Source organism: Alteromonas gracilis, from assembly GCF_002993325.1.
Classification (GTDB): domain Bacteria; phylum Pseudomonadota; class Gammaproteobacteria; order Enterobacterales; family Alteromonadaceae; genus Alteromonas; species Alteromonas gracilis.
Genome location: NZ_PVNO01000030.1, coordinates 76,571 through 100,026 on the forward strand (window position 1 = coordinate 76,571; position 23,456 = coordinate 100,026).

The following is a 23,456-nucleotide window of genomic DNA, read 5'->3' on the forward strand; positions in this document are numbered from 1 at the left end:
TATCCTATAAGTGCTCTACAATAACAACCATAAGCAATATGGAATTAAAATATAATTATGAAACCATCTAACGATACTAGCTTTTTCGGCCATCCAGGGGGCCTAAGAACGCTATTCTTTACAGAAATGTGGGAGCGCATGAGTTATTACGGTATGCGCGCGCTACTTGTTCTTTTCATGACAGCAAGCCTACAAACCCAGGGCTTGGGTTTTACTGTTGCAACCGCAGGCGCTATCTACGGTCTATACACAGGTGCGGTATATTTTCTAGGCCTACCGGGTGGTTGGTTAGCTGACCGCCTAATTGGTGGTAAAAGCGCCGTGTGGTACGGCGGTATTATCATCTTCGCAGGTCACGTTGTACTCGCTATAGACTTACAAAACCTATTTTTTGTTGGCCTTATCCTTGTTGCTTCAGGTACAGGCTTACTTAAACCCAACATCTCGGCGATGGTTGGCCAGCAGTACGGTGACGACGATGGACGACGCGACAGTGGATACGCCCTATACTACATGGGTATTAATATAGGTTCACTCATCGCTTATCTTGTCACTGGTTACTTACAAGAGAACTGGGGATGGCACTACGCGTTTGGTGCTGCTGCTATTGGTATGGCTATTGGCTTAATTCAATATTACTTTAGTAATCGTTCGCTATCGGCTGACTCTGTCGCACCAGCAAACCCTTATCAAGGTGCGGCTAAGCAGCGCGCGTGGATGGGCGTATGGGCAGTTGTCGCAGTTGCAGTTGTTGTTATTGTGCTTGCTCACATGGGCACCATTGTTATCGAGCCAGTTGCGCTTGCTCAACAGGTCGCCGTTGTATTTACCGTGATTTTCTTCGCTTACTTTGGCTTGATATATTTCAAAGGTCAGTTGAGCGAAAATGAGAAGAAGCGCATGTGGGCGCTATTTTTAGTGTGCATTGCATCAGCCTGTTTCTGGTCTGGTTTCGAGCAAGCTGGTTCATCTTTGAACCTATTCGCACAGAACTATACAGACCGCGTGCTTGAAAGCGGCTCGCTAATCACCTCTCTATTCGGTATGGACGCAATTCCAACGGTGTGGTTCCAACTATCGAACTCGCTATTTATTATCATCTTGTCGCCTTTCTTCGCGGCACTTTGGATTAACCTTGCTAAACGAATGATAGACCCGTCGTACACCATCAAATGTGCTATCGGTATCGTTATTATGGCATCGGGTTTCTTGGTGATGTTTATGGCGTCGCAATATGCTGCACAAGGTCTTAAAGTTGCGCCTATGTGGCTCGTTACTACTTACTTCCTTCATACGGTTGGTGAGCTTTGTTTAAGCCCAGTCGCACTAAGCGCTGTAAGTAAACTGTCGCCCAAGCGTTTTGCAGGTCAAATGATGGGGGTATTCGTACTGACTTACTCTATTGGTAACATTATTGCTGGTCTGTTGTCAGGTAACTTCGACCCTGAAAACGTAGAGCAAATGCCAGATCTGTATCTTCAAATTGCCCTATTTAGCATTGCTATCGCTATCGTGATTGGCTTAATGAGCTTTAAATCTCGTTTCTGGGAAAAAGCAGGTATTGAAGAAAAAGCGTAATTTGTTGCTCGCATGTTTTAAGTGCTGAACAATTACCCTACAATAACCGCCGTAACGTAACGTTCCGGCGGTTTTTTTATTTAAGGTTTTCGTATTAAAGGCTGTGAGTAAACCTATGAATTTTTATTTTTCTACAAGAAACATTCCTGCCTTACAGGGTCTTCCACTTGCAGAGCGCGTAAAGTTGCTCGACCAAGCGGCAAAACGACTCTCTGTTCCAGAAAAAACGCTGCTCAATGTTCTTAAATTACTCGTTATTGTTCCTGTGTTTGTGCTAATTCTACAAACCGCATCAAATTGGACATCGTTACTTTGGGCTTTTGTGGTATTTTTAGTTTACCCATTGGTTATAAAACCTATTCAATATTCCATATGCGCAAAGTACATCGCGCAACCGTCTAGCAAGGAGAATGCATGAAAACCATCTTAGTTACTGGTGGTGCGGGCTATATAGGTAGCCACACGGTTTTACAGTTACTTGAACAAAATTACGGCGTAGTCGTGCTGGATAACTTAGCTAATTCAAGTGCTGAATCGCTTCGTCGCGTAGAAACGTTAACAGGCAAGTCAGTTACTTTTGTTCAAGGCGATATTCGCGACACCGCTGTGCTTGATGATATTTTCAGCGAACATAACATTTTTGCCGTCATTCATTTTGCAGGGTTAAAAGCCGTAGGCGAATCTGTGCAAAAGCCTCTTTCCTACTATGAAAACAACGTGTACGGCACGCTGACCCTTTGTAAAGCTATGCAGAAGCACAATGTAAAGAACATTGTATTTAGCTCGTCTGCTACAGTTTACGGCGACCCAGCATCACTGCCGCTACGTGAAGACATGGCGACAGGGCAGCCAACTAACCCTTACGGTATGTCTAAGCTGATGGTAGAGCATATGCTGAGCGATCTTTATGTATCGGATAGCGACTGGAACATTGTATTGCTTCGCTATTTTAACCCGGTGGGCGCACATGAGTCTGGCCAAATCGGCGAAGATCCTAATGGCATTCCAAACAACTTGATGCCTTATATCTCTCAGGTAGCTACCGGTAAGCTAGAACAACTGAGCGTATTTGGTGATGACTACGATACCGTTGATGGTACAGGTGTACGCGATTATATCCACGTTGTCGATCTAGCCAATGGTCACTTGAAAGCACTTGATCGCTTGAACCTTAACATGGGCTTAGATAAATACAATCTAGGAACAGGTCAAGGTTATTCCGTTATCGAAATGATTAAGGCATTTGAAAAAGGCTCGGGTAAAACCGTACCTTATAAGATTGCACCGCGTAGAAATGGCGATGTTGCTGCCTGCTATGCTGACCCGACTAAAGCTGCGACAGAACTCAACTGGCATGCTGAAAAAGGTTTAGAGGACATGTGTGCAGACACGTGGAACTGGCAGTCACAAAACCCGATGGGCTATCCAAAGGATTAATTAAACACAAGTTGCTACTAAGCATACTTCTCATGCTGTAAATAAAAATGCCATGCAAAAAAGCATGGCATTTTTGTATCGGGTGTTGCAGATAATAAACTGACGGAGCCTCAAATAATGAGGGCTGTTACGCACCCCGCCCTATCCATCAGAGAAATGTTTATTTACCGTCTTTCCCTTCGCGGTCCTTTCCCAGACGCTTAGATTTCTCACGTTCTTCGCCCGACTTGTCTTTTAGTTCATTGGATTCGTCAGTAATGTCATCCATAGCTTCTTCATTCAACTGTTCTGCTGGTTCTTCATAGCTGTCAAAATCACTGTCTTCCAACATAGCCTCAAAGTCAGCAAAGTCATCTAGCTGCTCATCATCTATCGCTTTATCACCGCTTTTTCCATCGGTAACGCGAAACTCTAAGTTTTCAAAATAAGCATTCTTTACAAAAGCATAATCATCTACAGACTGCTCAAGCTGCGCTTCTTGGTCTAGTAGCTGTGCTCTCGCTTCAAGAAGAGAAAAACCAATACGAGCTAAGTTAACGGAACCTTCCAGCAGAGACATTGGAAACGCAAAACCGTCCACATAATCACCGGTAAAACTGCGGGGATCACTCGGGCCTAAAAAGGGAAGCATTAAGAAAGGCCCTGTATCTAAGCCCCATACTGCTAACGTTTCACCAAACTGCTCACGTTTGCGCTCTATACCAATTTTCGATGCGACATCGAAAGTACCAACTAAGCCCACTGTAGTGTTAATCAGGAAGCGGGCTAGGCTGTCTAAGCCATCATCTACTTTACCTTGAAAAATATTATTCAAAAAGTTAGCAGGCTCTTGTAGGTTATCCGTAATATTCACTAGCCCTGTACGTGCGGGCTGAGGCATAACTGTTACATAAGTAACGGTTATAGGGCGTAAAATATACGCATCTAATACATCCCAGTTAAAATCCCAAATTTCACGGTTGACGGGTTCAAACGGGTCACGTGGGTCGGACGTATCTACTACAGCAGCATTCGCAGTCGCTCCTTGAGCTTGCTCTTGGGTATGGTTACTCGCACAACCACCTAGAAAACTTGCAGCAATAATCAGCCCGATAGCGAGTGATTTGGACAAATCCATACTTATAATTCCTTATCAATAATAATGCTCAGTGAAGAGAGTTCGTTAATGGTCACACTCGCATTCACACTCCCCTGCCATTCACCTTGTGAAACGGCCACATCACGGTCTTCAGATAGCCTCGCGGTCACTATCACATCAGACAGTGTTGCTAGCGTAAACTGTGGCATCATGGCGTTATCCGTTGTCAATGCTACAGAAATAGGAAAGCTATTTATAGGCAACTTTACAACTGCTGCAGGCATTTTGTTGCCCGAATTAGCATCTTGAGCGAAAACAATTAAGAAGCCTTCTCTAGGGGCATTTTCGCGAGCTTCTTCAGACAAGTTAACGGTAACATTAAAGCCTGTCTCTTCCCCGCTGGTTTTATCTTTGCCACTGGCAGCCAACGGTTGCTCAGTATCTTGTAAACCAACCACTTCGTTGGTGTTACCTTCCAATTCTTGAATTCGAGCGACTAAGCGCTGCGCCATATCGCTATCTCTAGGTAACTTGCCTTCTACCTGTTTGTAAAAACGCCGGGTATTGTCAAGGTCACCAAGTTGAGCAGACACCACTGCCATCATAAGGGCAAGGTTATCATTCTGTGGGTTTTCGCTAAGCAGGCTCAATAAAATTGACTGCGCTCGCTCCAAATTGTTGACATCTCCGGTAGTCATTAACGCTTGAGCGAGTGTAATACGATTAGCAGAATTAGAAGGCGCTAACTTCACCGCTCTATCGATAGCTTCAATCGCCTGTACTTCTTGGCCTATACTCAGCATTAACCTGCCAAAATACATCCAGCCTGTGTCGTCTTCAGGCTCTTCACGCAGTCGCTGACGTATCGCAAGTGCAAGGCTTGCAATATCTTGCTGCGTTAAGTTGTTAGCGTTGCCGTTTGCCAACTGCTGGCTCAGCTCTGGTAATGTTTCAATAGCCTTGTTCGCTCTAACCACGCCTTCCATTTGATTGACCTGCGAATAAACAATCACGCCACAGACGATGGCTAGTACGCCACCTACCGCCAAAGGTAAGGTTGCGTTGCCTGTCTTGTGCGATTGAAACGCGCTTTCATCAACCAATGCCAATTTTAGTTCATCAACTGCTTGGCGCTTATCATGCTCACTGATAAGCCCTTCGGTTACTTCCCTATCTAGCTCTGCTAAACGTTGCTTAACAATTTGCGTGTTGGTTAAACTGTCTTGCTTTGCGTGGTTTTTGTTACGTAACCAAGGAAAAGCAATAATTAAAAGAACAAGCGTGATTAAGCCTGAAACAATAATATAAAACTCAGACCAACTCATTCTTTCTCTCGCTCCAACATTTCATCTGCTTTGGCTAGCTTCGCGGCCATATCTTCTGGTGGTGCCACGGATTTGCGCTTTACGACTACTAATAATGCAATAAAAATAAATAATACCGGGCCAGCCCAAAGCCACAGCGTAGCTGCCGTGACTGGCGGTTGGTAATGAACAAAATCACCATAGCGAGATTTCATAAAATCAATAATTTCTTGTTCCGTTTTGCCCTGCTTTAATAGTGCGTAGACTTTTCGACGCATATCGTGAGCTATCATGGCATCACTATCGGCAATATTTTGATTTTGACACATAGGGCAGCGCAGCTCAGCAGTAAGCGTTAAGAAGCTCTCGCGCTGTGCTGGTGTGTCGAATGAAAACTTATCTTCAGCCGCGTTAGCTGGAAAGCTACTTAATACAACCATGAGGACCAAAAGGTTAAGCAAAACGGCTTTAAAGCGCGCTTTGTTAACAGCACTTTTCTTATTACCCTCAATAGCAATAATGGAGTTGTGCGGCACATTCCTGCAATGCATCAAATCTGTCGCAAGCATTATTACTCGCCCTCCTGCGCATTTATGTTACTGCTCATCACCGCTTCAACATCTACCTTTCGTTCTTTAACGTCATTTCCAGATGCTTCTGCCACAAGTTTTTTATAAAGCGGTCCTACCTTCGAATTCCAAACACGTTCGTTAATATCACCTATGTGATGCATGCGAATGATGCCCTCAGCGTCTATAACAAAATGCTCGGGTGCCCCGGTCACTCCAAGATCAAGCGACGTATCACGGTAAACATCGAAAATATTATAGGCGTACGGGTTACCATAGCGACTGAGCATGTCTGTTACTTCTTGTTGCACCCTGCTTAGTGTTTTTGTACCAAAGTCAGGGTCTAAGTCCTGGTCGAAATACAAACCCACTATGTGAACGTTTTGCTCGTTTTTAAGCTGAGTAAGGTAAGGCATTTCAACAGCACATGTGACACACCATACCCCCCATATGTTTAATATGGTTACCTTTCCTTTTAAATCATCAGGAGTATAAGTTACATCGGGCTGCATTAAATCTGGAAGTGAAAATGCTGGCAGAGTTTTGTCCTGAACCTGGGAGTCTAATTCACGCGGGTCTGAAAAAAGCCCTTTAAACAGAAATATAACCAATAAAGAAAACAGCACTAACGGAATGGCAACAAGTGGCGCTTTTTTCATTATGCGTTTCCTTTTACTGATGTATTTGATGTAGCCGATACTTGACCGTGAGATTGCACTGCGTCGTTTTTATCTTTACCACCAAATACCCGTTTTATTTTTTTCACTTTCGCCATACGGTAGCGCTTGTCGCTTATAGAAAAGATGCCGCCTATGGCCATAAATACTGCGCCAGCCCAAAGCCAAACAACAAAGGGCTTAATATAAATTCGGATAGCCCAAGCGCCATTATCCAGAGGTTCACCCATCGCAATAAACAAGTCTCTAGCAAGGTTGGAGTGAATAGCCGCTTCTGTCATTGGCATGCGCTGCACGATATACAAACGCTTTTCAGGCTCCAGGTGCGCTATCAATGCTCCGTTTTTATAAACATCGAAAACGCCTTTGTCCGCTTCAAAGTTCGGACCTTGAACCTTGCGCACATCTCTAAAGCTAAAGTCATAGCCTCCAAGGGTCACGGTATCGCCGATATTCATGCGAATATCTCGTTCCATTTCATAATTCGACACAAGCGTAATACCGATAATGCAAATAGCAAAACCAACATGACCTAGCACCATGCCCCAATGACTTGGAGTCAGCTTACGAAGCTTCGCCATAACCGATGCTTTTTCTGTGCTACCTGGGGGCATCGCCGATAAACGCTGCATCACTTCTTGTACCGTCGTGACCAATATCCAAAACACCAACACCATGCCAAGCATACCCATATAGGTGGGTTCGTCGTAGGCAAAGTTAACAAGTACACCGGCGCTAAGCGCAATACCGCCTGCAACCAGAAGTTGTTTTTGCAATTCGATGGCCTTTTGCTGTTTCCAGCGCGTTAACGGACCAAGACCCAACATTAATACAAACGGCACTATCAATAACGTAAACATTTGATTGAAAAAAGGTGCACCTACCGAAATACTCCCCAAGCCAAGTTCTTTGTGAATGAGCGGCAAAAGCGTACCCAACAAGACAACTAACGTCGCGGCGCACAAGAACACATTATTGCCCATCAGCAATACTTCTCGCGAAAACGCTTGGTAGCGGCCAGGGCTTTTTAGCGATGATGCGCGCATGGCGTAAAGCAACAGCCCAAAGCCACTAAGCACAATGAGTATACCCAAAATGAAAAGCCCACGGGTTGGATCGCTTGCGAATGAATGTACCGACACAATTACGCCAGAGCGCACTAGAAAAGTACCCAACAAACTCAAACTAAATGCAGCAATAGCCAGAAGTACCGTCCACGACTTAAACGCTTTTCGCTTTTCAGTTACCGCCAATGAGTGCATAAGGGCCGTGCCAACCAGCCATGGCATAAAGGACGCGTTTTCTACTGGATCCCAAAACCACCAGCCGCCCCAGCCAAGCTCGTAGTACGCCCACCAGCTGCCAAGTGCAATCCCTACGGTTAAAAACGCCCAAGCAGATATAACCCAAGGCCGAGACCAGCGTGCCCATGTCGAATCTAGTTGCCCCGAAATTAATGCTGATATCGCAAAAGCAAACGCTACTGCAAACCCCACATAGCCCATATAGAGCATAGGCGGATGAATGATCATTCCAAAGTCTTGTAACAACGGGTTGAGATCTCGCCCGTCGACGGGGAAAAACGGTAGCATGCTGTCAAAAGGGTTTGAGGTGAGAAGCATGAAAAGGTAGAAACCAATGCCCACCATGCCAAGCACAGACAACACTCTCGCGACCATAGCAAGAGGAATACCCTTGCTGAATATCGCCACTGCTACTGTCCAAATTGAAAGCATCAGTACCCATAGCAGAAAAGAACCCTCGTGGCCGCCCCATACTGCTGTAATTTTATAATAGATGGGAAGCCGACTATTTGAGTGCTGCGCCACATAAGCCACACTGAAGTCGTCGGTAACGAAGGCATAGGTCAAGCATACATAGGCAATGAGCGTGAACAGAAATAGCCCAATTGCCAATGGCTTTGCTGTTGCCATCAGCGTCTCATGCTGACGATGCGCCCCCCATAGAGGGTAAACGGCTAATAGAATAGATAAAACTAACGCAAGGGTTAGCGCAATATTTCCAATTTCAGGGACCATGATTATTTGCCCCCAGCGCTATTTGGCGTCTCGTAGCTTGGCATATTTTCAGGTTTTACGTGTTTAATTCCTTTCATTTTTTCAGCAAGCTCCGGTGGCATATACTCTTCATCATGTTTCGCCAGCACTTCCTGCGCTTTAATCGCGCCTGCGTCTGTGAGTATGCCTGTAGCAACTATGCCCTGACCTTCTCGAAATAAATCAGGAAGAATGCCATTGTAGGTTACCGTTACTTTTGGACCTGTATCGACTAGATCAAAACTCACTGCTAAGCTTTCTTGATCCCGTTTTACACTACCAGGCACCACCATCCCACCTATCCGAAGGCGCTGGCCAACCTGGGGCTTCTGTCCATTTTTGCCTTCAATGATTTCACTAGGCGTATAAAAAAGGTCAATACTGTCGTTTAGGGCGTAAAGCATTAGTCCAATTGCGCTTACTATTAAAAAACCGATAATTCCCACTACGGCTAGTCGCTGCTTTCGTCTCGGGTTCATGCAACTCTCACTTCGAAAAAACTAATAAACAATAAAAACGCAAGTTAAGGCTATGTACACTTATCTCGTTAATACTAAGTACTGGCTTGCTGTTGTTTTCGCGCTCTTTTTATGCGCGCTTTGCGCTCTTGCTCCACCACAACCTGCTTTAAGAGGTTTTGGTGTTTAAAAAAACTCTGAATAGCAATAATGCCCATGGCCACAAAAGTAACGCCAAACGACAGCCATACGTAAAACGCATAGCCCCCCATATTGATAAAAGCGGCAAACGATTCAAACTGCATACTAATTGCCCTCCTTCATACTTTTTTGGCTGGCTGCTCTTTTTTGCTGTGAATTGGCTAGCTGCTGCTCGGCAAGCGTTTGTACCCAAGGCCTGTGCATTTCGCGTAATACTATTTCATTGCGTAGGCGCACTGTGGTCACCGCACCAATAAAAAAAGCAAAACCTAAAAGGTTAATTAACAGCGGCCACAGCATCTCTGGCGCAATTGACGGGTTGTCGAATTTACTAATGGTGGCTCCTTGATGCAATGTGTTCCACCATTCCACCGAATAATGAATAATAGGGATGTTTACCACACCTACAAGTGCCATCACGCCTGCAGCTTTACCTGCTTGCTGCTTATCTTCAAATGCGCCATAAAGGGCAATAACCCCCATGTACAAAAACAATAAAATAAGCTCCGAGGTAAGACGTGCATCCCACACCCACCAAGCGCCCCACATAGGCTTACCCCAAGCTGCACCGGTAAAGAGCGCTATAAATGTCATTACTGCGCCAATTGGGGCCATGGCAATCATACTCATATAGGCAGTGCGCCACTGCCACACCATACCTACTAAGGCTGCTATCGCCATAGCAACATAGGTCCCCATCGACAAGATAGCGCTAGGCACATGAATATAGATGATTCGAAATGAATCTCCTTGTTGATAATCTTGAGGCGCGAATGCTAGCCCCCAAACGGTGCCTATGCTCAAACAAAGTAATGCACCAGCCCAAAACCAGGGCTGTAATGTTAAACAAAGCTGATATGCTCGCTCTGTTTTAGCGTAAGGGTGTAACCACTTCCACATTAGTTTTGACTCACTTTTAAAGAATACGCTATGGCAAACGGCGCTAATGCTGTGGCCAGTAAAAGCATGGCGGCGATAATAGCAAGTTGCGCGTGATAAGGTAATTGCAGTGCGGCAGAATCCACAGCCGACGTGGCAAATATCAGTAACGGAATAAAGACAGGGATGAGTAGCAACGCCAACAGTACTCCGCCTTTTTGTAATCCTACGGTTAGCCCTACCGCGATGGCGCCAATTAAGGAAAGCAATGGTGTACCCAGCAACAAAGTGAGAACAAGCGCGACATACATATCGACTGTTAAATTTAAAAACATGGCTAGCAGCGGCGACAACAGCAATAGAGGAACAAAACTAACCAGCCAATGAGCAGCGACTTTTACCGCGCTCACGGCAGGTAATGCCATACCCGAGAGTATGTATTGCTCTAGCGAACCATCCTGAAAGTCATCCCGAAATAGCCTTTCCATCGCCATGAGAGAAGACAAAATTGCAGCAATCCAAATCACTCCAGGACCAATGCGCTGGAGGGTATCAGGAGACGGGCTCACTCCTAAAGGAAACAATGTTACCACCATGAGTAAGAACATCAGTGGCTGCACCAATTCTGCTTTTTGCTTAAACGCAATTTGCATGTCACGTTTAAATATTCCGTGATAGAGCGACATCAGAACCGGTACTCCAAATCAAATACACGGTGTTTACCCGCACTTTCAGATAATGGCTGATGAGAAGTAGTAACAATGAGACCGCCCTTGGCAACATGATCTTTCATACTTAATTCAAGCATGTGGATCCCTTTTACATCCAGGGCAGTAAAAGGCTCGTCGAGTATCCAAACCTTCGCAGGCTTTAACCACAATCGTGAAAGCGCTACGCGACGCTGTTGCCCAGCAGACAGATATCGAACTGGAACATCTTCAAGTCCAACTAGACCTACTTTCTCCAACACGTCATAAAGCGCATTAACGTCCACAGACACCTTGTGCTGCGCTAACCAAAAAGACAAATTATCTAAAGCTGAAAGGCTACCGTTAGTGCCGCTTTTATGACCAAGATAAAAAAGCGCTTGGTAGTAGCCAGATTTATCTTTTGATATGTCTATTCCATTATATAAAACGGTACCTAGTTCAGGTTCACTTAGCCCTGTTAGAATACGAAGTAAGCTAGTCTTTCCAGCACCATTAGGGCCACGCAGATACAGTAGTTCGCCAGCATTTATCACTAGCGAAAGCCCTTCAAATAGGGTTCTGTCTCGTTTGCTGCACGTTAAGCCGCACGCCTCTAACACTGCCTGGCTACTCCCGACCAAAAAAGTAGGTTCTGAAAAATGGCGCTAGTCTACCACATGAACGCTTTTTCGCAGTCGCGAATTCCAATTAAATATGATTTACTTCAACAACAAAGGCGTTTTTCCTGAAGCAATTCCCACTTAAGGACGAATTCTTTCGCTGCGCTCTTTTACGAGCTTTTTTGTTGCGGAACAGCTCTCACGCGCTTTGCTATACTGAAATGAGTAAGGAAAAGCGCGAACGTGCCGATATCTCAACTATGACAACACCACTATCATCACTTTTTGCTGCAGCTTTGAGTCAGTCAAGCGGCCCTTCTGCATCTACCTCCGCGTCCTCACAGTCAAGCGGAAACGCAGGTGCTGCTAATCAAGTAGGAAGCGGAAGTACGCCTCCGGCTGCTGCAAACGCTGCACTGTCACGGGCTGTAGCAATAGATAATGGCGCAAAAGTAGTCGTGGAACGATTACCTGAACGAGTGCTATCGATAAGTACATCGTCGAACAACGCTCCATCAGTAACCGCACAAACACTGAATGTAGTGTTGCCCAAAGAGGCAGGCGCTACACTTTCCAAGCAAGCGATGAATAACGCACAACTTGCTCTTTTGCCTCAACCTACTGCTTCTCGAGCCCCAAACAGCTCTGAAAAAGCTCCTCAAGGACAGTCGAGCGTTCCATCAGCTGTGCTGCTCTCTACTAGTTTATCTCAACAAAGTGTGTCGTTATCAGCACAAGATAAAGCTGAATTACTCAAAGCCGTAGCTCAGGCTCTTGCCGCGAATAACGCAGCGGTAACGCTCAGCGGTAAGCTTTTTATTTCCACAAAAAATGAAAGCTTTGGGCAACTCATGCTTGCTACATCGAAAGAACAAGCTGTGCCTCTTACCGATATAAATACGGAAAAAGCTGATAGCAGTGCCAAGGCGGCGCTTCAAAAGTTAATTGGTCAGCAGGTAGTACTGGGGCTCAGTCGAACAAGTAACGGCAGTATCGTTTTACAAATTTCTCAAACTCATCTTGCTGCAAGCAGCAGTCTAAATACAGATAGTCGCGTTCAAGACTTTTTCACCAACAACACGGGTAGCGCAAATAAAGTCGCTGTGGCCACACACAAAAATGTAAGCACTAACTTACAACATAAACTCATTGAAAATGCACTTAGCCAAGGGGGAGTTGTAGTAGAGCACAGCGCAAAAAACGCGGCCCGTCTCAGTGCGCTACTGCAACACTCAGGCGCTGAAACAAATGTACTAAAAGCGCTTTCTGCGCTGACGTTGTCGGACGGTAAGCTAACAACACGCACAGCTCAACAAAACGCGCTGGTGCAAATAAGCTTTTCAAAAAGCAGCATTTCCCCATCCTCTATTCCTGTTTTGACAAATGACCAAGTGAATAGACTGAATCTTTCACAACTTCCTAACGTAATAGGGATAGGGGCGGAAAACGGACTGGGGAGAAGTGACACCATTGTTTCGCCGTCTATCTCAAACCTCCGAAGTGAAGCTCCTACGCAGCTTAAGGGTAGTGATGTTCACAATGCCATCACAACACTCTCACGGATATTGCTCAGTCAAACGGGTAACACAAATAAGGCGCTAAGCGAGTTAATCGCTATTGTGGAGGACGGAAGGTTACCGCCAAACAAGGGCGTATCCAATGCTTCAGATGCTAAGCATTTTGATAAAATCCTGCAGCATTTAAAAGGCCTAGACGCACTCAATGCAAAGCCCTCTCAAATTAAGGTATCTATTCAAGATTTTGTTGGCCCCCCCAGACCATCTAATGAGCAACTGTCGTCTACACTTAAAGGCACTACCTCACAAGCGAAGGATACTATTGATGTCGATAAACTCGCCGAGCAGAGCAACTTAGTAAAAGACAACGCAGGTAAATCTTCTCTTGCAGCACTTGCTCAGGCGTTAAGTGGCCAAGCTAAAGACTTGTCGAGCAGCTTGCTGTCCAACATCATCCAGCAGTTAACCGCTTCACAAAATAAATCTGTAGGCGCCCCCCCCACTACTTTTGATACAAGCTCGCTTCTTGCTAATCCAAACGCAATTGAAGGCACAGCTAGTGAAACCTTAACGGCTAACGAAGAAATGAAAACGTCGTCAAGAAAAGTAGTAGCCGATATGAATGAACAAGGTTTATCACAGCGATTGCAGCAGCTCATATCCACCCAAGCACTTGTTACAACACCTTTAAGTTTAACTTCACCGGCAAATTCATCTAATTTCATTCAGGGGCTTGTTGCTTTAGTTCAGCTTGCGTTAGCTGGTCGTGCGATGCAGAGACAGCCAAGTTTAAAAACACAAATAGATGCGCCAGACTCCGTTGTTTCGAAAACATTAGCGAATATGGGGGTAACCTCACAACCTAGCCGAGTTAGCCAAGACATAAATCAGTTAGACGGTCGGCAACAGCTACTGGCACAACTTAAAACCTTACTTAGTAGCCACCAGCAAAATAAAATAGCCAACGTTGACAGCCGTATTCAAGGGCAAGACAGTTTTTACTACATTTTGCCATCGCTTTCACAACATCACTCTCCGCCAGAGCTTCTAATAAAGCGCGAACAAGGAGGGCCAAATCATAAAAGCGTACAAGCGGGACAGCGCTCTCTATGGAATATTACAATGAAGCTAGATATTGGTGACAGCGGCCAAGTTCTGGCGAAGTCTAAAATTGATAAAAACACGATCACGTTAGACCTATATACATCCAGTGACGAAGTATTAAAGCGAATAAGTGACACTCTGCCCTACTTAAAGCGCCGGCTAACATCCCTCGGACTTACAGTTGAAAGCACGAGCTACCAGCGGGGACACATTCCTGAAACCCTTAATTCCCGTCCCCACCAAATTTTCGAAACTCGGGTATAAGCGAGTAATTTATGACTGACTCACAAAAAACAAAACGTGCCATTGGTCTTAAATACGCAGGTGGAGACAAAAAAAATGCACCAAAAGTGGTCGCTAAAGGCTATGGGGATTTAGCCGAAGCAATCATTGCTATGGCCGAGGAAACTGGGATACTAATTCACGAAGATCCCTATTTAAGTGAAGTGCTCGCTACACTCGACGTAGGGCAAGATATTCCTGAATCACTCTATTACGTAATTGCAGAGCTCCTTGCTTATTCTTACGTGTTGCAAGGAAAAATTCCTCCCGGGTGGGAAGGTATTATTAAACGAGTGGATTTTGAAGTGTGACATGTGAAAGCAAAGCCCGATGATTGATGTCGCCTGACCAGACTTCTTTGAAAATGAGATGACTATTGACTTTATTTGGTGCCATTCCTCTTTTATGCAAAAGAGCTCGCTGAAGGCGAGCTCTTATACAAGTTCTTTAAATTTCTTGAAACTATCTAAAGAGTACTTTTTCTTTGTTGAACCAATGGATGCAGAAGAAAATCAGCCCTGTTGCGATTACTGCAGTTGAGGTAAAAATACCAAACAGCGCAAAATAATCCATGGTGCCTTTAAACAATTCTTTCATCGCAAGAGCAACGTTAGTTAGCGGCACCCAAACCCAACCGCCTTTAAGCTCCACACCTGGCATCATTGCGATAATGACAGGAAAGATAACAACCATAATGAGCGACCCCATATAACTTTGTGCTTCTTTAAAAGAGCGGGCATAAATAGATAGCGATAATAATACAGCTGCAAATACAGCCACCACAGGCACCAACATTAAGAAGATCAACAAGAAGTCTACAAGACCAATCATAGACATTATCTTTACCACAAATTCAACGGCCATGCCTTGCGATAGCACCAGCCCCCACATTGCCATGGAGGAAACCGTTATAAGCGCTGTTACAATACCTGCTGCTGCCACCGTAAAGAATTTACCTAGCACTAGTTTGTGGCGATCCATCGGTGAAATAAGCAAGGTTTCTAATGTGCCTCTTTCTTTTTCACCTGCACCTAAGTCTGCTGCAGGGGCCATTGCTCCTTGTAAACACAGTATAAAGATGAAGTAAGGCAGCATACCTCCAAGTCGTTCACCCCATACCTCACGATCGTCAGCAACGTTCTGCTTTTCAATTTTAATAGGTTGCAATAGTGCTTCCTGTTGTGTTTCATCAAGATTAAGCTGAGCAAAAGCCGTCTGCTGAAATGCATCGGTATACTCATCAATAATTTCAGAAACACGCCCCATGACTTTATTTAGACCCGCATCGTTGAGATAAAGGGCAATCTTATGCTGACCTGAATTCAAAACATCACTGTCAAAGGTTTCAGGGATAACCAATACGAAGTCTAGGGTCTCGTTCTTAATGAGTTTGGCATAGTCAGTCTCATTGCCTATTGAAACTGATTCAAACTTATCAGAGGCATTGTTAAAGGACTCTACAATTGCAGGTGCATAAGCCTCACCAACGATTGCGTATTTCAGCACTTCGTTTTCCGCTTTATCTGCTGCAGAGCTCATAAAGAAAAAGGCAACGCCAAAAATGGCTGGAAATAACAAGAGCGGTAAACCAATCATGAATATGATGGTTTTCTTATCGCGTAATAGCTCTTTGAATTCCTTTTTAAAGATTAACCACATTACCCATCTCCTTAGCATCCATTGAGAGTGTTTTAAGAAAGCTCTTATGCATTTGCCCGCCAGATACTTCATCACCAGACAACGCGCTAAATGCTGCAAGCGAATCGTTAAACACGGTTTCACCTTGGTTAATAACCGTTACCTTGTCGCAAAGCGCTTGGACCTCGTCGAGATGGTGAGTTGAAAAAATCACCGGCGTACCTTTATTTTTAAGGCGCTGAATGAACTCCATTACTGTACTGGTCGCCATGATATCAAGGCCAGTGGTAGGCTCATCAAGAACCACCAATTCAGGTTCGTGAATGACCGCACGCGCAATAGACACTTTTTGTTTCATGCCTGAGGAGAAATTTTCGGCACGTCTATCTAGAAAGGTTTGCATATCTAGCAAATCAGCTAACTCCTCGATACGGGCATTAATCACATTTTTAGAAATGCCGTGTAACTCTCCGAAGTAGCTTATATTTTCACGCCCGCTTAAACGACCGTATAGACCTGTGGAGCTGGAAAGAAAACCAATCTTCTTTCTCGCAATATTTGGGTTAGTCAATACATCTTCACCACCAATAAGCACTTTACCACTGTCTGGTTTAAGCGCCGTTGAAAGCATGCGTAATGTGGTGGTTTTACCCGCTCCGTTAGGACCAAGTAGTCCCAGAACCTGCCCCTTGTCGCAAGTAAAAGATACATCCCTTACTGATTGGAAATAACGACCTTTTAAACGTGGGTCCTTCTTCTCTTGTTCGCTAAGCTTTTTTGGGTTTTCCACCGTAAAGCGCTTTGCGAGACCTGATATTTCAATCATTCCCTTTCCTCTTTTTAGATAAACAGTTGGCTGTTCATTATTGTTGTGGTCTTATTTGCACAAAAAGCAAAGTAAGCCTTATTTTTATAGTCTGCACGTGCTTAACTTTATTACAGCATTCCCTCTTTTTTTTCGCAGTACAAGTTTCACGCTTATAATTAATGTTAGTAAATATGTCTCACAAAATAATAAAGGCATGAAGCATAAAAAAACCCACCGTAAGGTGGGTTTTCTAAAAACTAACGCGCTGTTTTTACTCAGGAAGAGCGTCGTCTTCTTGCGTAGCAACCACTTCTTCGGCTTTCACTGTTTTTGGAAGCAGTAGTTCTTGACGAATTTTCGTCTCAATCTCGTTCGCAATTTCAGGGTGTTCTTTAAGGTACTTCATTACGTTTGCTTTACCTTGACCAATACGATCACCCTTGTAGCTGTACCAAGCACCCGCTTTATCAACAAGCTTTTGCTGAACACCCAAGTCGATAAGCTCTGCTTCTTTACTGATGCCTTCTCCGTAACGGATCATGAATTCAGCTTGCTTAAACGGAGGCGCAACTTTGTTCTTCACTACCTTCACGCGGGTTTCGTTACCTACCACCTCATCGCCTTCTTTAACAGCACCGATACGGCGAATGTCTAAGCGCACTGAAGAGTAGAACTTAAGCGCATTACCACCGGTAGTGGTTTCTGGGTTACCAAACATTACACCAATCTTCATACGAATCTGGTTAATGAAGATACACAAGGTATTTGATCGCTTGATGTTACCCGTAAGCTTACGCAATGCTTGTGACATTAGACGTGCTTGAAGACCAACGTGAGAATCACCCATGTCACCTTCAATTTCCGCTTTAGGCGTTAGGGCGGCTACCGAGTCAACAATAACAACGTCTACCGCACCTGAACGTACTAGCATGTCGCAAATTTCTAGTGCTTGCTCACCGGTATCTGGCTGAGATACCAGTAGTTCGTCAATGTTTACGCCAAGTTTCTCTGCGTACACTGGATCAAGTGCGTGTTCAGCATCAACAAACGCACAAGTTTTTCCTTTCTTCTGAGCTTCAGCAATAACTTGGAGCGTCAGCGTTGTTTTACCTGACGATTCAGGGCCGTAAATCTCTACTACACGGCCACAAGGTAAACCACCTATGCCTAGAGCGATATCAATAGTGAGTGAGCCAGTAGAAATCGCTTCTATATCCATGGCTTGGTTGTCGCCTAAGCGCATGATAGCGCCTTTACCAAATTGCTTCTCAATTTGGCCTACTGCGGCAGTTAAAGCTTTTGATTTATTATCGTCCACGTATATATCCTCTAGGATTTGCGGTTAAATTCTCTTTCGGCGCCTTTTTCGCTAACCAACTTGTTGATGAATGAAGGTACCAAATAATGATCACATTCTATACTGTACAAGCATACAGTTTCAACCAGTGTTTTTAATTTTCACTCAACATTTTAATTAAATGAGTAATGGCAAAGGTAATAGCGTGTTGACGTACTTCATCGCGGTTGCCGCTAAATACTCGCTTAACTTGCGCTTCGTGTTCCCCACACAAGAAGCCAAACCAAACAGTGCCCACCGGCTTTTCTTCGCTGCCACCACCAGGCCCGGCAATACCGCTAACCGTTACTACCAGCTGTGCTCCACTGTTGCGGCGCACGCCATCCGCCATCTCTTTTACCGTTTGCTTCGACACTGCACCATGCGCTGTAAGCGTCTGCTTGGTAACCCCTAATGTGCTTTGCTTCGCATCATTTGAGTACGTCACCCATGACTGATTAAACCAGTCAGAACTACCAGACATGCTCGTAAAAGCAAAAGCCACGCCTCCGCCTGTACACGACTCAGCACATGAGACCGTCCAGCCTTTTGCCCTGAGAGCATCCCCTAAAACCTGAACCTGAGCAGATAATGCGCTATCAAGTGTTAAAGGGGTGGCGTTTGCTGTCGAATCAGTTGAAAATGTTGTGCTCATTTGGATATACCTAATTACACCTGTTGTTCTTTATCAGATCTTCGCTTGATCTTAGTGGGCGTGAGTTTATCATTTATTCCCCTCAACAGGCATTAAACCCAGCAACAAATTCGCAGAGGCATTTTTTGGAATCACATACTCCTATGATGCGCCAATACCTGACTATTAAGGCGCAGCATCCGAATATTTTACTGTTTTATCGCATGGGCGACTTTTATGAGTTGTTTTACGACGATGCCAAAAAAGCTGCTGAATTACTGGATATCTCATTAACAGCCAGAGGAAAATCTGGTGGCGAACCTATTCCCATGGCAGGGGTGCCCTATCACGCGGTAGAAAGTTATCTTTCACGCCTAGTGAAGATGGGTGAGTCGGTTGCTATCTGCGAGCAGGTAGGCGACCCAGCTACTAGCAAAGGCCCTGTAGAGCGAGCGGTACAACGTATTGTTACGCCTGGTACAGTTACCGACGAAGCTCTTTTGGAAGAGCGCCGTGATAACATTCTTGCCGCAGTATGCGGTCATAGTATGCATTATGGTTTGGCAACGTTGGATGTTACTAGCGGTCGCTTTGTTATTTTCGAGAGCGATAGTGATGAAGGCCTATTAGCTGAAATACAGCGAGTAAACCCTGCGGAACTGCTTTATCCGGAAGGGTTTGAAAGTTTACCACTTATAGAAAACCGCAAAGGGCTTAGACGCCGTCCTGAATGGGAATTCGACATTGATACCGCCACAGAGCAATTAAACGCACAGTTTGAAACCAAAACATTAGATGGCTTTGGAATAAAAGGCGTCACTAAAGGCTTAGGCGCCGCAGGCTGTGTTTTACAATATGTAAAGGATACCCAGCGCACGGCCCTGCCGCATATACGCCGCATTCAGACCGAACAGCAAGACAGCCGCGTGCAGCTAGATGCGGCCACTCGCCGAAATTTAGAACTTACCCATAATTTGTCTGGCGGACAGGAAAATACCCTGTTTAGCGTGATGGATACCACCACTACGGCCATGGGTAGTCGCATGCTTCAGCGCGTTATTCACTCGCCCTTGACTGATCAACATGAATTGCACAGTCGCTTAGATGCTGTTGAAACTTTCATTAATGATGACCCTGAAGATATTCGCACCGCGTTAAAGCACATTGGTGATATCGAGCGCATTATGGCGCGATTAGCGCTTCGCTCAGCCCGACCACGCGACTTTGCGCGGTTAAAAAATGCGTTTAATGCCCTGCCAGATTTACAAGATGCGCTTGGTCGATTCGATACAGGGCAAGTTAAAAGCATTAGCGAAACTATTGGCACTTACCCTGAGCTTCAAGCCCTGCTGAACGAAGCTATTATCGACAATCCTCCTGTCGTTATAAGGGACGGTGGCGTGATTGCCGAGGGCTACAACGCAGAGCTTGATGAACTGCGTAAGCTATCGCAAGGCGCAACTGACTACCTAGACGCCATGGAGCAGCGAGAGCGAGAACGCACAGGAATTTCTACACTCAAAGTAGGTTACAACCGAGTACATGGCTTCTTCATTGAAATTAGCCGAGCTAACAGTGCTCTAGCACCTGCAGAATATATTCGCAGACAAACCCTCAAAAACACGGAACGTTACATAACGCCTGAACTTAAAGAACACGAAGATAAAGTGCTCAGCAGTCAAGGCGCTGCGCTTACGCTAGAAAAGCAGCTTTATGAAGCCTTGTTCGACAACTTTGCACCTTACCTTAACAATTTAATAGAAACCGCCGCAGCACTAGCCAAGCTGGACGTGCTGTGCTGTTTTGCAGAACGTGCCGTATCCCTTGACTGGCATCGCCCACATTTAAGTCAAGAATGCGCACTTACCTATGACGCCGGTCGCCACCCTGTGGTTGAAAACGTGATGAAAGACCCTTTCATTGCGAACCCGCTTCAGCTTGATTCCGAGCGCCGCATGCTGATCATAACCGGCCCGAACATGGGCGGTAAGTCAACCTATATGCGCCAAACCGCGCTGATTGCCTTGTTGGCATGCATTGGCAGCTTTGTGCCTGCAGAAAATGCTCACATCGGAAAGCTTGATAGAATTTTCACTCGTATTGGTGCCTCAGACGATCTAGCCTCTGGCCGCTCTACCTTTATGGTTGAGATGACGGAAACGGCAAATATTCTTAATAATGCTACCGAAAACTCGCTTGTATTAATGGATGAAATCGGTCGTGGTACGAGTACCTACGATGGTTTGTCGCTAGCATGGGCCTGCGCGAGTTATTTGGCGAAGCAGCTTAACGCTTATACGCTTTTTGCGACGCACTACTTCGAACTTACTGAACTTCCAGAAACGCAAAGTGGCGTCGTAAACGTGCACCTAGATGCGATGGAGTTTGAAGATACCATACGCTTTATGCATACCGTCTCTGAGGGCGCTGCTAGCAAGAGCTTTGGTTTACAAGTCGCACAGCTTGCTGGCGTGCCAAAAGCAGTGATAAAAGCGGCCCAACAAAAGCTGGCCGTATTGGAATCATCACACCTTATGATAAACGGCGAAAGTGTGTCAGAAGACGCGCAAGACAAGCCGACAGCACCAATGAGCAAGGCGAAAACCTCTGCCAGCAACGGGTCTAAAGCTAAAGGCCAAGCGGAGATGCTTTTTCCAGACAAACCGCACCCCGTGGTAGAAGCCCTTGAAAACTTATCACCCGATGAGTTGTCACCGCGCCAAGCACTTGACCTCATCTACACACTCAAGCGCTTAAGCCAATCGTAAAATTGTGCATCATGTGGGCAAATTGATTGTCTGCCCACATGATTTTGCGTATACTATCGCCCCGTCCAAAGTGTAGCTGGTTTTGTTCTAAACTCAGCCTATATTTATCATACAACCCAAACGTTCTAGGTTTCGCATGACAAATTATATTTTCGTCACCGGTGGTGTAGTTTCATCGCTAGGTAAAGGTATTGCTGCAGCATCGTTAGCCGCAATTCTTGAAGCTCGCGGTCTCACCGTTACCATGTTAAAGCTCGACCCCTATATCAACGTCGACCCAGGCACAATGAGCCCTATTCAGCATGGTGAAGTATTTGTTACCGATGACGGCGCAGAGACCGACCTCGACCTTGGTCACTATGAGCGTTTTATTCGCACCCGTATGACTAAGCGCAACAACTTCACAACCGGCCGGGTATATGAAGAAGTACTGAAGCGCGAGCGTCGCGGTGATTACTTAGGCGCAACCATTCAGGTTATTCCTCATATTACCAATGAAATTAAGCGCCGCGTGATTGAAGGTGCTGAAGGTCATGATGTGGCTATTGTGGAAGTGGGCGGAACCGTAGGTGACATCGAGTCACAACCATTCTTGGAAGCTATTCGTCAGCTTGGTACCGAAGTGGGCCGTGAACGCGCTATGTTCATGCACTTAACGTTAGTACCTTACATGCCAGCATCAGGTGAAGTAAAAACTAAGCCTACTCAACATTCAGTAAAAGAACTGCGTTCTATTGGTATTCAGCCGGATATTCTTGTTTGTCGCTCAGTAGGTGCACTGCCGGCCAGCGAGCGCTCTAAAATTGCGCTGTTCACTAATGTTGCTGACAAAGCTGTTATCTCTTTGAAAGACGTAGACAGCATTTATCGCATTCCAGCTGCACTTAAAGCACAAGGCATGGATCAGCTCGTGGTTGACCGCTTCGGTCTTAAGTGTGAAGAAGCCGACTTATCTGAGTGGGAACAAGTGCTTTACGCTGAGTCAAACCCTACCGCTGAAGTAAACATTGGTATGGTAGGCAAGTATGTAGAGCTACCTGACGCCTACAAGTCTGTTAATGAAGCGCTCAAACACGCAGGGCTTAAAAACCGCCTAACTGTGAACATCCACCATATTGATTCACAAGATGTAGAAAGCAAAGGCACCCAAATTCTAGAGCAGTTAGATGCTATCTTGGTACCTGGCGGCTTTGGTGAGCGTGGCATTGAAGGAAAAATTGCCGCAGCCCGCTATGCCCGTGAAAACAAAGTTCCTTACCTTGGCATTTGTTTAGGTATGCAAGTAGCTCTCATCGAATACGCACGCAATGTTGCTGGAATGGAAAACGCGAACAGCACAGAGTTTGACCCTGAAACACCTTACCCTGTTGTCGGCCTCATCACTGAGTGGTTAGATGCTGCGGGCACGACCGAAGTGCGAACTGAAACATCAGATTTAGGCGGTACCATGCGCCTGGGCAGCCAGCTTTGTCACCTTATTGAAGGCACAAAAGTTCATGAGATGTATGGCAACGCAGAAATTTATGAGCGCCACCGTCACCGTTACGAAGTGAACAACAATCTGCGCGACCAAATAGAGGCGGCGGGATTAAAGGTAAGTGGTTTGTCCACTGACAAGCGACTTGTAGAAGTGGTGGAAATCCCTGATCATCCTTGGTTCATTGCGGGCCAATTCCACCCTGAGTTCACATCAACTCCTCGGGATGGACACCCATTATTCACTGGTTTCGTTGCTGCGGCAGGAAAATACCAGAAAGAAAATCACTAATTTCTAATAAAAGGGGTGCTCTCTCCCGTTGCACCCCATTCAATTGTTGAGGAA

21 protein-coding genes are annotated in these 23,456 nt (G+C 45.4%); 7 read left to right on the forward strand and 14 right to left on the reverse strand.

The window, feature by feature from the left end; translation table 11 throughout:
- Positions 1 to 57: 57 nt before the first annotated feature.
- From C6Y39_RS16400 to galE, 3 genes are all read left to right on the forward strand, one after another.
- Complete coding sequence (locus tag C6Y39_RS16400; protein WP_105932308.1) at positions 58 to 1,578, forward strand: peptide MFS transporter; 1,521 nt, start codon at positions 58 to 60, stop codon at positions 1,576 to 1,578.
- Positions 1,579 to 1,693: 115 nt separating this feature from the next.
- On the forward strand, positions 1,694 to 1,996 hold the full coding sequence (locus C6Y39_RS16405; RefSeq protein WP_105932309.1) for a DUF6170 family protein: 303 nt from the start codon (positions 1,694 to 1,696) through the stop codon (positions 1,994 to 1,996).
- Positions 1,993 to 3,015 (forward strand): UDP-glucose 4-epimerase GalE, encoded by a 1,023-nt coding sequence (gene galE / locus C6Y39_RS16410; protein ID WP_105932310.1) that lies wholly within the window; start codon positions 1,993 to 1,995, stop codon positions 3,013 to 3,015. The genes C6Y39_RS16405 and galE overlap by 4 nt, the downstream gene beginning before the upstream one ends.
- A 160-nt stretch (positions 3,016 to 3,175) precedes the next feature.
- On the opposite strand, the gene C6Y39_RS16415 is transcribed toward galE, so the two are convergent.
- The 10 genes from C6Y39_RS16415 to ccmA all read right to left on the reverse strand — a co-directional run bounded on the left by C6Y39_RS16415 (position 3,176) and on the right by ccmA (position 11,547).
- A complete protein-coding gene (locus C6Y39_RS16415) occupies positions 3,176 to 4,132 on the reverse strand; it encodes an MlaA family lipoprotein (protein WP_105932311.1) in 957 nt (318 codons plus the stop codon).
- 2 nt (positions 4,133 to 4,134) lie between these two features.
- Positions 4,135 to 5,418, reverse strand: coding sequence for a c-type cytochrome biogenesis protein CcmI (ccmI, locus tag C6Y39_RS16420; protein ID WP_105932312.1), 1,284 nt, complete (start codon positions 5,416 to 5,418; stop codon positions 4,135 to 4,137).
- Entirely contained in the window at positions 5,415 to 5,837 is a 423-nt protein-coding gene (locus tag C6Y39_RS16425; protein WP_240618924.1) for a cytochrome c-type biogenesis protein, read from the reverse strand. Before C6Y39_RS16425 ends, ccmI begins: the two co-directional genes overlap by 4 nt.
- Before the next feature lie 131 nt (positions 5,838 to 5,968).
- Positions 5,969 to 6,625 carry a redoxin family protein gene (locus C6Y39_RS16430; protein WP_105932313.1) on the reverse strand — a complete coding sequence of 219 codons (657 nt, stop codon included), beginning with the start codon at positions 6,623 to 6,625 and terminating at the stop codon, positions 5,969 to 5,971.
- The gene (locus tag C6Y39_RS16435; RefSeq protein ID WP_105932314.1) at positions 6,625 to 8,682 is read right to left on the reverse strand and encodes a heme lyase CcmF/NrfE family subunit; all 2,058 of its coding nucleotides are present in this window, start codon (positions 8,680 to 8,682) and stop codon (positions 6,625 to 6,627) included. The genes C6Y39_RS16430 and C6Y39_RS16435 overlap by 1 nt, the downstream gene beginning before the upstream one ends.
- A 2-nt stretch (positions 8,683 to 8,684) precedes the next feature.
- A complete protein-coding gene (gene ccmE, locus C6Y39_RS16440) occupies positions 8,685 to 9,179 on the reverse strand; it encodes a cytochrome c maturation protein CcmE (RefSeq protein WP_105932315.1) in 495 nt (164 codons plus the stop codon).
- Positions 9,180 to 9,253: 74 nt separating this feature from the next.
- Positions 9,254 to 9,463 carry a heme exporter protein CcmD gene (gene ccmD, locus C6Y39_RS16445; protein WP_105932316.1) on the reverse strand — a complete coding sequence of 70 codons (210 nt, stop codon included), beginning with the start codon at positions 9,461 to 9,463 and terminating at the stop codon, positions 9,254 to 9,256.
- Between the two features lies 1 nt (position 9,464).
- The gene (locus tag C6Y39_RS16450) at positions 9,465 to 10,259 is read right to left on the reverse strand and encodes a heme ABC transporter permease (protein ID WP_105932317.1); all 795 of its coding nucleotides are present in this window, start codon (positions 10,257 to 10,259) and stop codon (positions 9,465 to 9,467) included.
- A complete protein-coding gene (ccmB, locus tag C6Y39_RS16455) occupies positions 10,259 to 10,924 on the reverse strand; it encodes a heme exporter protein CcmB (protein WP_105932318.1) in 666 nt (221 codons plus the stop codon). Before ccmB ends, C6Y39_RS16450 begins: the two co-directional genes overlap by 1 nt.
- On the reverse strand, positions 10,924 to 11,547 hold the full coding sequence (gene ccmA / locus C6Y39_RS16460; protein WP_105932319.1) for a cytochrome c biogenesis heme-transporting ATPase CcmA: 624 nt from the start codon (positions 11,545 to 11,547) through the stop codon (positions 10,924 to 10,926). The genes ccmB and ccmA overlap by 1 nt, the downstream gene beginning before the upstream one ends.
- Before the next feature lie 221 nt (positions 11,548 to 11,768).
- Here ccmA and C6Y39_RS16465 point away from each other — a divergent pair, with 221 nt between their 5' ends.
- Together C6Y39_RS16465 and C6Y39_RS16470 are read left to right on the forward strand one after the other, a co-directional pair.
- Positions 11,769 to 14,432 carry a flagellar hook-length control protein FliK gene (locus C6Y39_RS16465; RefSeq protein WP_240618922.1) on the forward strand — a complete coding sequence of 888 codons (2,664 nt, stop codon included), beginning with the start codon at positions 11,769 to 11,771 and terminating at the stop codon, positions 14,430 to 14,432.
- An 11-nt stretch (positions 14,433 to 14,443) separates the two neighbouring features.
- Positions 14,444 to 14,761: an EscU/YscU/HrcU family type III secretion system export apparatus switch protein gene (locus C6Y39_RS16470; protein WP_105932320.1), complete on the forward strand. Its 318-nt coding sequence runs from the start codon at positions 14,444 to 14,446 to the stop codon at positions 14,759 to 14,761.
- Positions 14,762 to 14,912: 151 nt separating this feature from the next.
- On the opposite strand, the gene C6Y39_RS16475 is transcribed toward C6Y39_RS16470, so the two are convergent.
- From C6Y39_RS16475 to C6Y39_RS16490, 4 genes are all read right to left on the reverse strand, one after another.
- Positions 14,913 to 16,109: an ABC transporter permease gene (locus tag C6Y39_RS16475; protein ID WP_105932321.1), complete on the reverse strand. Its 1,197-nt coding sequence runs from the start codon at positions 16,107 to 16,109 to the stop codon at positions 14,913 to 14,915.
- Positions 16,093 to 16,914 (reverse strand): ABC transporter ATP-binding protein, encoded by an 822-nt coding sequence (locus C6Y39_RS16480; protein WP_105932322.1) that lies wholly within the window; start codon positions 16,912 to 16,914, stop codon positions 16,093 to 16,095. The genes C6Y39_RS16475 and C6Y39_RS16480 overlap by 17 nt, the downstream gene beginning before the upstream one ends.
- Positions 16,915 to 17,167: 253 nt before the next feature.
- Positions 17,168 to 18,214 carry a recombinase RecA gene (gene recA, locus C6Y39_RS16485; protein WP_105932323.1) on the reverse strand — a complete coding sequence of 349 codons (1,047 nt, stop codon included), beginning with the start codon at positions 18,212 to 18,214 and terminating at the stop codon, positions 17,168 to 17,170.
- A gap of 133 nt (positions 18,215 to 18,347) precedes the next feature.
- Positions 18,348 to 18,887, reverse strand: coding sequence for a CinA family protein (locus C6Y39_RS16490; RefSeq protein WP_105932324.1), 540 nt, complete (start codon positions 18,885 to 18,887; stop codon positions 18,348 to 18,350).
- A gap of 143 nt (positions 18,888 to 19,030) precedes the next feature.
- Between C6Y39_RS16490 and mutS the strand changes: the two genes are divergently transcribed.
- Positions 19,031 to 21,634 carry a DNA mismatch repair protein MutS gene (mutS, locus tag C6Y39_RS16495; protein ID WP_105932325.1) on the forward strand — a complete coding sequence of 868 codons (2,604 nt, stop codon included), beginning with the start codon at positions 19,031 to 19,033 and terminating at the stop codon, positions 21,632 to 21,634.
- Positions 21,635 to 21,770: 136 nt separating this feature from the next.
- Positions 21,771 to 23,402: a CTP synthase gene (locus C6Y39_RS16500; protein ID WP_105932326.1), complete on the forward strand. Its 1,632-nt coding sequence runs from the start codon at positions 21,771 to 21,773 to the stop codon at positions 23,400 to 23,402.
- Positions 23,403 to 23,456 lie beyond the last annotated feature (54 nt).